This is a genomic window from Desulfurobacterium indicum (genome assembly GCF_001968985.1).
In the GTDB taxonomy this organism is placed as follows: Bacteria; Aquificota; Aquificia; order Desulfurobacteriales; family Desulfurobacteriaceae; genus Desulfurobacterium_A; species Desulfurobacterium_A indicum.
Map to the genome: position 1 here is coordinate 1 of NZ_MOEN01000040.1, position 11,427 is coordinate 11,427.

11 protein-coding genes and 1 tRNA gene are annotated in these 11,427 nt (G+C 39.1%); 10 read left to right on the forward strand and 2 right to left on the reverse strand.

Features of this window, described 5'->3' with window-relative positions:
• Positions 1 to 239: 239 nt before the first annotated feature.
• Positions 240 to 315: transfer RNA gene (locus tag BLW93_RS08140), tRNA-Gly, on the reverse strand.
• 104 nt (positions 316 to 419) lie between these two features.
• Between BLW93_RS08140 and mqnC the strand changes: the two genes are divergently transcribed.
• From mqnC to BLW93_RS08175, 7 genes are read left to right on the forward strand one after another with little or no spacing between them, the layout of a single operon-like run.
• On the forward strand, positions 420 to 1,496 hold the full coding sequence (mqnC, locus tag BLW93_RS08145) for a cyclic dehypoxanthinyl futalosine synthase (protein WP_076713585.1): 1,077 nt from the start codon (positions 420 to 422) through the stop codon (positions 1,494 to 1,496).
• Between the two features lie 7 nt (positions 1,497 to 1,503).
• Positions 1,504 to 2,529, forward strand: a complete 1,026-nt coding sequence (queA, locus tag BLW93_RS08150; RefSeq protein WP_076713586.1) for a tRNA preQ1(34) S-adenosylmethionine ribosyltransferase-isomerase QueA — start codon at positions 1,504 to 1,506, stop codon at positions 2,527 to 2,529.
• A 16-nt stretch (positions 2,530 to 2,545) separates the two neighbouring features.
• On the forward strand, positions 2,546 to 3,283 hold the full coding sequence (locus BLW93_RS08155; RefSeq protein WP_076713587.1) for a DUF3108 domain-containing protein: 738 nt from the start codon (positions 2,546 to 2,548) through the stop codon (positions 3,281 to 3,283).
• Positions 3,284 to 3,709: an NUDIX domain-containing protein gene (locus tag BLW93_RS08160; protein WP_076713588.1), complete on the forward strand. Its 426-nt coding sequence runs from the start codon at positions 3,284 to 3,286 to the stop codon at positions 3,707 to 3,709.
• Between the two features lie 10 nt (positions 3,710 to 3,719).
• Positions 3,720 to 5,102 (forward strand): bifunctional UDP-N-acetylglucosamine diphosphorylase/glucosamine-1-phosphate N-acetyltransferase GlmU, encoded by a 1,383-nt coding sequence (gene glmU / locus BLW93_RS08165; RefSeq protein ID WP_076713589.1) that lies wholly within the window; start codon positions 3,720 to 3,722, stop codon positions 5,100 to 5,102.
• Complete coding sequence (trpC, locus tag BLW93_RS08170; protein WP_076713590.1) at positions 5,099 to 5,878, forward strand: indole-3-glycerol phosphate synthase TrpC; 780 nt, start codon at positions 5,099 to 5,101, stop codon at positions 5,876 to 5,878. The genes glmU and trpC overlap by 4 nt, the downstream gene beginning before the upstream one ends.
• Positions 5,863 to 6,456 (forward strand): TlpA family protein disulfide reductase, encoded by a 594-nt coding sequence (locus BLW93_RS08175; RefSeq protein ID WP_076713591.1) that lies wholly within the window; start codon positions 5,863 to 5,865, stop codon positions 6,454 to 6,456. Before trpC ends, BLW93_RS08175 begins: the two co-directional genes overlap by 16 nt.
• A gap of 18 nt (positions 6,457 to 6,474) precedes the next feature.
• On the opposite strand, the gene rpmB is transcribed toward BLW93_RS08175, so the two are convergent.
• The gene (gene rpmB / locus BLW93_RS08180; protein ID WP_076713592.1) at positions 6,475 to 6,663 is read right to left on the reverse strand and encodes a 50S ribosomal protein L28; all 189 of its coding nucleotides are present in this window, start codon (positions 6,661 to 6,663) and stop codon (positions 6,475 to 6,477) included.
• Positions 6,664 to 6,790: 127 nt separating this feature from the next.
• Here rpmB and BLW93_RS08185 point away from each other — a divergent pair, with 127 nt between their 5' ends.
• From BLW93_RS08185 to BLW93_RS08195, 3 genes are all read left to right on the forward strand, one after another.
• Complete coding sequence (locus tag BLW93_RS08185; RefSeq protein ID WP_076713593.1) at positions 6,791 to 9,412, forward strand: valine--tRNA ligase; 2,622 nt, start codon at positions 6,791 to 6,793, stop codon at positions 9,410 to 9,412.
• 97 nt (positions 9,413 to 9,509) lie between these two features.
• Complete coding sequence (locus tag BLW93_RS08190) at positions 9,510 to 10,319, forward strand: glucosaminidase domain-containing protein (protein WP_076713594.1); 810 nt, start codon at positions 9,510 to 9,512, stop codon at positions 10,317 to 10,319.
• Positions 10,249 to 11,283 carry a polysaccharide deacetylase family protein gene (locus tag BLW93_RS08195; RefSeq protein WP_216818677.1) on the forward strand — a complete coding sequence of 345 codons (1,035 nt, stop codon included), beginning with the start codon at positions 10,249 to 10,251 and terminating at the stop codon, positions 11,281 to 11,283. The genes BLW93_RS08190 and BLW93_RS08195 overlap by 71 nt, the downstream gene beginning before the upstream one ends.
• The last annotated feature ends 144 nt before the right edge of the window (positions 11,284 to 11,427 follow it).

Below are 11,427 nucleotides of genomic sequence, written 5' to 3' on the forward strand. Positions count from 1 at the left end.
AGTCACCTACCATAGGCAACCTTGAGCCTCTTCCGCAGGCACACACCCCTTATTCTGTTGTCAAAGAACTTTTTGTGTTTTCTTTCCGCGCGAAGTTTGAATTTATGCCTCTTGTCGGCGGGTGTCAACCCCTTTCCGACTTTTTATTAGCACTTTCATTTCGCGCGGGAGATAAATATAGGCTGCCAATTCTTCGTGTCAACCCTTTTTGTCTTTTTTTCTTACCGAAAATTAATAAATGGAGCGGGCGACGGGACTTGAACCCGCGACCCCAACCTTGGCAAGGTTGTGCTCTACCAACTGAGCTACGCCCGCTTATTCAACTGTTTTATCAAAGAGCGAATAAATAATTTAGTCATCAGCGACTTTGTGTCAATAGTTTTAAGGTATAATTTGACAAAATTTCTTAGGAGCTTCCAATGCCTATAGATACAATCACCAGAAAGGTTCTCAACGGAGAACGCATAACGGAAGACGAAGCAGTTGAACTACTCAAAACTAATGACTTACTAACTCTGGGATATCTCGCAAACTTTATCAGAAACAAACTTCATCCGGAAAGAGTAGTAACATTTGTAATTGACAGAAACATTAACTACACGAATATATGTATCTGTAAGTGTAAGTTCTGTGCTTTTTATAGAAACAAAGAAGATAAGAACGCATACGTAATATCAAAAGACACCTTGAGAGAAAAAATAGGTGAAACTGTTAAACTTGGTGGTACGGCTATACTCCTTCAGGGCGGTCTTCATCCGGATTTAAAAATAGATTTTTACGAAGACATGCTCCGTTTCATTAAAAGGGAATTCCCTGAAATTCATATTCACGGATTCTCCGCACCTGAAATACTCCATATAGCAAAAGTATCTAACCTTTCTATAAAAGATGTTATAGATAGACTGAAAAAAGCAGGTCTTGGCTCTATTCCGGGAGGTGGCGCCGAAATATTGGTTGATAAAGTGAGAAATCGCATAGCCCCAAATAAAGCTAAAACCAACGAATGGTTAAAAGTTCACGAAACTGCTCATAAAATGGGGCTAAGAACAACTGCTACCATGATGTTTGGAAGCGTAGATACAGACGAAGACATAATCAGTCATCTAAAGGTTATAAGGGAACTCCAGGACAGAACCGGAGGATTCACCGCATTCATACCGTGGAGTTACCAGCCGGACCACACCGAACTTGGACAGGAAGTAAAAGAAAAAGCTTCTGGAATCAAGTATCTTAAAGTTTTAGCTGTATCAAGAATATACCTTGATAATATCAAGAATATTCAAGCATCCTGGGTAACACAGGGGGGGAAAATGGCACAGGTGGCTCTTAAGTTCGGTGCCAATGACTTCGGATCTCTAATGATAGAAGAAAATGTTGTCGCAGCTGCTGGAGTAAAGTATAGGATTCCTCTCTCCGAAATTGTAAGGCTTATAAAAAATGCAGGTTTCACTCCCGTTCAGAGAACAACGCTATACGAACCCATAAAGAGATATTGAGGTGGTAATGAAAGTTTCTCTTTTTAATTACGAACTCCCGAAAAATCTGATAGCAAAGTTTCCTGTTGAACCAAGAGACAGTGCAAAACTTCTACTTTTAAACAGGAAAACCGGAGAAATAGAACATAAAATTTTCAGAGACATTAAAAACTATCTTAAGCCAGGAGACGTCCTTGTTATAAACAATACAAAGGTCATACCGGCAAGACTTTTAGGAAAATTTTTCACCGGCGGAAAGGTTGAAATATTTTTAACAAGACAGATAGAAAAGGATATCTGGGAGGCGATAGGGAAACCGGGGAAGAGATTAAAACCAGGGAAAAAGGTAATCTTTGATAATGAGCTGTCCTGCGAAATTCTCAAAATAGAAGATGAAGGAAAAAGGATAATCAGGTTTCATTCCCCAAAATCTACGCTTGAAAAGATATACGAAATCGGCCATGTTCCCTTACCTCCCTATATAGAAAGAGAAGATACAGAAAAAGACAAAGAAGAATATCAAACGGTCTTTGCAAAAGAAGAGGGAGCGGTAGCAGCTCCTACAGCAGGTCTTCATTTTACGGAAGAGCTTTTAAAGCAGTTGAAAGAAAAAGGAATTATCATAAAAGAAATAACGCTCCACGTGGGGCTCGGAACATTCAGACCTGTTAAGGTTAACGAAGTTGAAAAACATAAAATGCACTATGAAAGCTTTAAAATCCCGCAAGATACGGCAAAAGAGATAGAAAAAGCAAAAAGTGAAGGAAGAAGAGTAATCGCCGTCGGAACAACAGTTGTAAGAACGCTGGAAAGCGGATTCGAAAAAGGCGGAAAAGTAAAAATTTTAGAAGGCTCAACAAACCTGTTTATATATCCAGGTTATAATTTTAAAGTGGTGGATGCAATAATTACCAATTTCCATCTGCCAAAATCTACACTTTTAATGCTTGTATGCGCATTTGCAGGCAGGGAGAAGGTGCTAAATGCTTACAAAGAGGCTGTTAAACACGGCTATCGCTTTTACAGTTATGGCGATGCCATGTTCATCTATTAGCAAAGAGGTAAAGAAGGTGTTTAAACCAGATTATAACTATGACAAAAAAGGCACAAAGTATGATTTTAACGGAGAAAAACTGGAATATTCACTCCACTGGTTATTTTTTCACGTGGCAAACGCCGAAAGTGATGTTGCCAGAATAACTAAAAACGGAACGGAATACTTGAGAATACAATCAAAAGTCAGAACTGCAGGTATAGTTGGTTTTTTCAAAGATATAAGGGATATGGGTTACAGCCTCTGGGATATAAAGTTAAAAACACCTGTGAAAACATTTATGTCCCAGAGAGAAGGAACTTATATAAAAGATAAACTGTTCAGCTACGACCTTGATAACATGACCGTAACCGTCGTAAAACAAAAACCGGGACATGAACCTACAACAAAAGAATACAAAATACCTTCAATTCCCTTTGAAGACCTTATGACAGGAATTTATTTCTTCAGAAAGCACGGCATATTTAAGGTAGGTGCCCACACAGATTTTCCCGTATTTACTGGAAAGAAATTTATAATGACGCACGTAAAAGTCCTCAAAAAAGAGAAAGTTAAAGTCCCTGCGGGAACATTCGAAACCTACAAATGCTCACTTTCCTCAGAAGTAACCCCAAAAGGTGTATTTAAAATGAAAGGTGATGTTTACATGTGGTTGACAACAGACGAAAGCCACATACCAGTAAAAATATCGGGAGACATCACAATAGGTTCGGTAAGTGCGGAACTTGAAAAGTCAAAAAAAGGAGGCAACTAAATGGCCGTTGTTAACATAAAAACACCGTATCTGACAGTTGATGGAATAATAAACATGCAGAATGAAAAAGGAGAATTTGAAGGAATCGTTCTCATAGAGAGAAAGTATCCGCCCACAGGACTCGCTCTTCCCGGAGGATTCGTTGATTACGGAGAAACCGTTGAAGAAGCAGTTATAAGGGAAATGAAAGAAGAAACGGGTCTTGACGTTGTTATTATCAGACAGTTCCATGTTTACTCTGACCCGAATAGAGATCCGAGACAACACACTGTATCTGTTGTCTTTGAATGTGTTGCCCGGGGGAAACCTAAAGGTGCTGACGACGCCAAAAAAGCAATTATTGTTCCTTACGATGAAATACCCTTTGAAAAGATTGTCTTTGACCACGGAAAAATACTAAAAGACTACTTAGAAGGAAAGTATTAAAGGAGCAAAGATGGGATTCAAAGTTATAATACTCGCAGCTGGAAAAGGCACCCGTTTCAAATCAGAACTTCCGAAAGTCCTGCATGAGATACTCGGCAAACCGATGCTCTGGTATGTTGTAAAAGCAGCAGAAGGGGCAGGAGCCGACGAAACAATTGTAATCGTGGGACATAAAAGAGATCTTGTTAAAAAATTTTTAGAAGAAGAAAATCTTAACGTTAAAACGGTTGTTCAAAAAGAGCAGCTTGGCACTGGACACGCCGTCCTGTGCGCCGAAAAAACTCTTAAAAATTACAATGGAAAGGTTATCATCCTTAACGGCGACACACCACTGATAAACCCCGAAGATATCAAAAACCTCATTTCCATAGAGAGCGACATGGTGGTTCTCACAGGTGAAACAGAAACACCCCGCGGATACGGAAGAGTCATAAGAGATGGCGGAGAGGTTTTAAAAATTGTTGAAGAAAAAGACGCAACAGATAAAGAAAAAGAGGTAAAAGAAATAAATTCGGGCATATACGCCTTCAGGGTGAAACCTCTCTTTGAGGCTCTTAGAAACCTTAAAAACGACAATGCACAGGGAGAATACTACCTTCCTGACGTTTTAAAAATATTCAAAGAAAAAGGCTTGAAAGTAAAAGCTGTAAAAACGGAAAACTTTAATTCCATAATGGGAGTAAACAACCGCTACGAACTCTCCAGAGCAGAAAGAATATTAAGTGAAAGGATTATAAAAAATCACCAGCTTAACGGGGTAACAATCCACAATCCCGAATCCTGTTACATTGAACCGGAAGTCAAAATAGGAAAAGACACGGAAATCTTCGGCCCCGTATATCTAAGAGGTAAAACATCTATAGGCAAACAGTGCACGATAGGTGCATTTACAGAAATCATAGACTCTGTGATAGAAGATGAAGTTGTTGTAAAAACCCACTGTCACGTTGAAAAGGCGCATCTTAAAAAAGGTGCATCGACAGGACCTTTCTCAAGATTAAGAGAAGGAACGGTAATTGAAAAAGGAGCAAGAACAGGAAGTTTCGTAGAAACAAAGAAGGCTCACCTGAAAGAAGGAGCAAAGGCAAACCATTTAACATACTTAGGAGACTGCACAGTCGGAGAAAACACAAACATCGGCGCAGGAACAATCACATGCAACTATGACGGATACAACAAATGGCAAACGGAAATAGGCAAAAATGTTTTCGTCGGAAGCAACACGCTATTTATAGCACCTGTTAATGTGGGAAATAACTCCATTACCGCGGCAGGCTCTGTTATAACAAAAGACATACCGGAAAATACACTTGCAATTGCAAGGGCAAAACAGGTTAATCTTGAAGGAAAGGCTGAAAAGATAAGAGAGAAAAACAAGAGGAAGAAAAAATGAATATACTGGAGAAAATCGTAGCTTTCAAAATAAGAGAAGTTGAAAGAAGAAAAAGTGAAATAAAGTTTGATATGGTAAAAAAAATTGCAGTGGAAAGAGAAGTGCCTTTTGATTTTAGAAAAGCCTTCCCTGAAAACCGCATAAATATTATAGCAGAAGTTAAAAAAGCATCACCGTCCAGGGGAATAATAAGGGAAGACTTTAACCCGGTGGAAATCGCGAAAAGCTACGAAAGAGGCGGGGCAGCAGCCATCTCCGTTCTTACAGATGTAGAATTCTTTAAAGGCTCACCCCTCTACCTAAAAGAGATTGCAGAGACGGTAAAAATTCCCGTCCTTAGAAAAGACTTCATAATTGACGAATTCCAGATATACGCAGCAAAAGCCCTCGGCGCCTCATCATTCCTCCTCATAGTGGCAATACTTGATGACAAAGCACTTAAAAACTTTATTTCAGTCGGTAGAGCGCTTGGAATGGAACCTTTAGTTGAAGCCCACAGCAGGGAAGAGGTAGAAAGGGCTATTAAAGCAGACGCTGAAATCATCGGTGTAAACAACAGAGACCTGAAAACTTTCTCTGTTTCACTATCAACAACAGAGAACTTACTGCCGATAATAAAAGACGTCGGAAAAATATGCATCACAGAAAGCGGAATAAAGAGTAAAGATGATATTAACTACCTCAAAGAAAAAGGGATTGACGGATTCCTGATAGGTGAAACACTTATGAGAAGTGAAAATCCAGAGGAGTTATTGAGAGAATGGACAGAAAAGTAATAGCAACCATCGTTCTCTTAGCACAACTGACAACAGCTCCTGCGTTAGCAGACTGGTATATCCTTCTACCTAAAGACAAAAGGCCGACAAAAGAAAACATGGAAGAAAAAATACTCAATAAAAAACCTTACAAGGCAGAAAAAAGCAAAATTCCAGCACCCGATTTCAAAGCAAGAACATTAAAAGGAACCATTGAACTCCAAAATGCAAAGGGAAAAGAGATAGTCGTTTTCTTCTTTGAAAATCCCTATTCACCGCTTTCCGAAGAGCTGATTAAAAAACTTGACGATATAGCCGGTAAAAATAAAGATGTAATTATCATTTGTGTTGACGTAAATGATGCCGATTATCCGATCCTTTCAAGATACAAAAAAGATATGAAACTTCAAAATGTTCATCTGACCGCTGACTCATACATCTACAAGCTCTTCAAAGAGCAACTGAAAATAAAAGAACTGCCAGCATCTATATTCATAGACAAAGAGGGATTTATAAGATTTTACTCAGACAACATAGGAACAACATCTGTTGAAGAATTTGCAAAGAACGTGGAAAAGACAGTTGAAAGACTAAAGTAAAGCGGCCGAAGCCGCAAATTAACCTGCCTTAACTACCTTTCCAGCCTTGAGGCATTTTGTGCAAACCCAGATTCTTTTCTTCTCACCGTTTACAACGACTCTTACTTTTTGAAGGTTTGGCTTCTGTCTCTTACTTGAAACTCTGTGAGAATGGCTAACCTTATTGATAAAAATTGTCTCTTTTCCGCAAATTGCACACTTAGCCATAGTATCACCTCCTTACCTGATTGCAAGGTGCAAATTTATCATCAAAACATAAAAAAGTAAAGGGTGAATACAACGAATGGTGTATAATCTTTTCACTTTCTCAACTATTACCACAAGGAGGCTCCCGATGGAAAAAACTTACAATCCAGCACTGTTTGAGGATAAATGGTATCAAGAATGGCTCAAAAAGGGATACTTTCACGCAGACGAAAAAAAAGTCTTGAACGGAGAAAAGCCAAAATTCAGCGTCGTTCTTCCACCACCAAACGTAACAGGAGTTCTTCATATAGGACACGCCCTAAACTCCACCCTTCAGGATATCACATGCAGATGGAAAAGAATGAAAGGATACGAAGTCTGCTGGATTCCGGGAACTGACCACGCAGGAATTGCAACCCAGTGGGTTGTTGAAAAACAACTTGCTCAGGAAGGGTTAACAAGACACGATGTCGGAAGAGAAAATTTCTTGAAAAGAGTCTGGGAATGGAAAGAATCCTGCGGTGGAAGGATAATTAACCAACTTAAAAAATTAGGAACCTCCTGCGACTGGGAAAGAGAAAGATTCACCATGGATGAAGGCTTCTCAAAAGCCGTCAGAAAAGCTTTCGTAACACTCTACAAAGAAGGCCTTATATATAAAGGAAAAAGACTCATCAACTGGTGTCCAAGATGTCACACTGCACTTTCCGACCTTGAAGTAGAACACGAAGAGGAAAAAGGAAACCTCTGGTATATAAAATACCCAGTAGTAGGTGAAGAGGGAAAATACATTGTCGTTGCAACAACAAGACCTGAAACAATGTTAGGTGACGTCGCCATAGCTGTAAATCCGAACGACGAACGGTATAAAGATTTGATCGGCAAAAAAGTCCTCCTTCCAATCGTTAACAGAGAAATACCCGTAATAGCCGATGAATACGTTGACATGGAATTTGGAACCGGCGCAGTTAAAATTACTCCTGCCCACGACTTCAACGACTTTGAAATTGGAAACAGACATGGACTTGAACCTATACAGATAATGGACGACTGGGCAAAAATTACAGTTGAACCGTTCAAGGGAATGGATAGATACGAAGTAAGAGAAGCAATCGTAAAAATGCTTAAAGATGAAGGTCTGCTTGAAAAAGTGGAAAAACACATTCACTCTGTAGGGCACTGTTACAGATGTAAAACAGTCGTTGAACCATACCTCTCAGACCAGTGGTTTGTAAAGACGAAACCTCTTGCGGAAAAGGCAATTGAAGCCGTTAAAACTGGCGAAATTAAGTTCATACCGAAACAGTGGGAAAACACATTCTTTGACTGGATGTATAACATAAGAGACTGGTGTATATCAAGACAGATATGGTGGGGACACAGAATCCCTGTCTGGTATTGTGAAGAGTGCGGTCACCTTACCGTTACAGAAGAGACACCGGACAGATGTGAAAAGTGTGGAAGTAAGAATATCTATCAGGACGAAGATGTTCTTGATACCTGGTTCAGTTCAGCACTCTGGCCTTTCGGAACACTTGGATGGCCTGAAAACACAGACGACTTAAAAGCTTTCTATCCAACAGATCTTTTAGTAACAGGTTTTGACATCATCTTTTTCTGGGTATCCAGAATGATGATGATGGGATACCACTTCACAGGCAAAAAGCCGTTCTCTGATGTCTATGTTCATGCCCTTGTAAGAGACGAGCATGGACAAAAAATGAGTAAAACAAAAGGAAACGTTATAGATCCCCTTGATATGATTCAAAAGTTTGGCGCTGATACGTTAAGATTTACACTTGCAGCTCTTGCCGCACAGGGAAGAGACATAAGACTTTCAGAAAAAATCATAGAAGGATACCGCCATTTTGCCAACAAGATATGGAACGTTGCAAGGTTTATCTTCACGGCAACAGAAGGCATAAACATAGAGGGAGAAAAAGAGCTCTATCCGGAAGACAGGTGGATACTAACAAAGCTGTCCGAAACAGCAAAAACCGTTGACAGAGAACTTACAAACTACCGATACAACGATGCGGCAAAAGCCATATACCAGTTCATCTGGGGCGAGCTTGCAGACTGGTATGTAGAATTTTCAAAGAACAGAATTTACAAAGGAACCGAAACGGAAAAGAGAACTGCAGCATTTGTTCTATTTAAAGTTTTAAGAGATGCGATGAAACTTCTCCATCCGTTCATGCCTTTCATAACGGAGGAAATATATCAAAAGCTTCCGAACAAGGATGCAGAATCAATAGTCCTAGCACCATGGCCGGAAGAAGATATCTCTTACGAGGAAGCCGCGATTGTCGATACCGTAAGAGAAATCATAAGGGGCGTAAGAAACATAAAAGCAGAAGTTAACATACCCCCTTCAACAGCGGTTCCGATTGAGATAAAAACAGACGACAAAAAACTGAAAGAAACAATAAAAATTATGGAACCGGGCATCAAGCAGCTTGCAAGGGTTTCATCTGTTGAATTTACAGAAGGAAAACCTGAAAAGGCAATTTCATTCTTCCTTCCCGGGATAGAGATTTACGTAAAAGTAGGTGAACTCATAGAGATAGAAAGGGAAATCGAGAAAATTGAGAAAAAGCTCAAATCCCTTGAGAAAGACATAAACAAACTTGAGAAGAAACTTTCAAACGAAAACTTCCTGTCAAGGGCTCCGAAAGAGGTCATAGAAAAAGACAGAAATAAACTCAAAGAGGTAAAAGAGATCTACAATAAACTCTCTCAAACTCTCAATCAACTGAAAAGCCTATAATGGAAGCTGCCCTTCGGCGGCTTCTCTCTTTCTTGAATCCAACCCAAAAAAGGATAAATTTCACCTCTGAAAATCTTTTAAAGAGGTATCTTTCAACATGTTTCAACAAATTGTAGCAGTGATATTTGTAGCTGTTTTTTCGATTTACGGATGCGAAAAAAATAGAGAGCAAGAGACTTTCCAGGCGGTAAACAAAACAGAAACAGAAAATAAAATCCATGCACAAACCGAAGAAAAAGTATGTGTTCTACCAAAAGAAACAATCAAAAAACCCGCTAACTTATTAACTTTAAGTTATTCAAAAAGAAAAAAAGCCTTCATAGCAATGATTGTTCCTGCCGTCCTCAAGGCAAACTGCATAATCGATAAAGAAAGAGAAATACTTATAAAGATAAGGGAGAAAATTAATAAAGGAGAACCTTTAACGGAAAAAGAGAAAAAGTTTTTAACCCGTATGAAAAAGAAATACAGAACAAAGAACTTAGACGAACTGCTAATAAGAGTCAACACATTACCCCCAAGCCTTGTCATAGCGCAGGCAGCTATAGAAAGCGGATGGGGAACATCCCGATTCTTCATTGAAGGTAACAACATTTTTGGAATATGGACATTTGATAACAAAACTGAAGCGATACAGGCAAAAAATAGCACCGCAAGGCTGAGAAAATACACTTCGTTACTTTCATCTATCGAAGACTATTACTACAATATAAACACCGGCTGGGCTTATAGAGATTTAAGAATCGCAAGGCTCAAAGAAAGAGATGCTTTGAAGCTCGCAAAATATCTCAGGAATTACTCTATCCTGAGAGATGAGTATGTAAGGAGGCTACAACATGTTATCAAGAAAAACAATCTTCAGCAGTTTGATAACTGCATTTATGATAACTGCACTGTTAAGCTGTAAAGCCTTTGCCGGATACGCAACCATTCTCATTTACCACAAGTTCGGTGAAAAAAAAAGTCCCTCCACTTCTGTCTCCATAAAAGACTTCAAAAAACAGATGAAATACCTTAAAACCCATGGATACAAAGTCGTTCCGCTTAAAACAATAGTAGATTACCTCTATAAAAGACAGCCGATACCCGATAAAACCGTTGCTATTACTATTGACGACGGTTACCGCTCCACAATGAAAGCATTTAAAATACTCAAAAAATACAACTTTCCTTTCACTCTTTTCCTGTATGCAGAAGGGGTAGCAAGATTCCCTGCCTATCTTACGAAAGGGGAACTAAGAGAAATTTCGAAGTATCCAAAAGTGACGTTTGGAAATCACTCTTATAAACATTTCCGATTTGCAAAGATGATAAAGACAATGCCCCTTGATAAATACGTTAAAATGATAGAAAAAGATACACTGAAGGCAGAAAAAAGGATAGAAAAACTAACGGGACAAAAACCGGCATTTTACGCATTCCCCTACGGCGAATATAACAGAGTTTATATAGAAACACTAAAAAAGTTAGGATTTAAGGCCCTATTTTCCCAGGACGATTCTGCCGTTTCTTCTCTTACATCACCTTTTCTCATACCGAGAAAGCCCGTAGTCGGAAGCTGGAGCAAAATGATAAAGTTTGAAAGAATGCTTAAAAAAGAACCGTTACCGGTAATAAAGCACATACCACCCATAGGATACATCAAATCCGACATGGTAGACATAGAAGCAGTAATTAAAAACCCGAAAAGCTATAAAAGCTGTCAAATCTACATAAGTGAAAAGGGCTGGATGAGAGCGAAAAAAAAGGGAAACACAATAAAGCTCGGCAAACTGATAAAAATTACAAAATGGAAAAATCGCATATCCGTTGAATGTTACGACAAGAAGACAAAAAGATTTGCAAACTATATCTGGATGATTATCCATTAAAAAAGAAAGAGGGCCGTTAAACAGCCCTCTTAAATATCTCTTCCCATGAAGGACGCTTACTGTAAGTGGTTGTGTCAATAATTTTGTGTAAACCATTAGGAGTACCTCCTGGAGAACATATCCTGAAGTTCTTCCTTAGCCTCA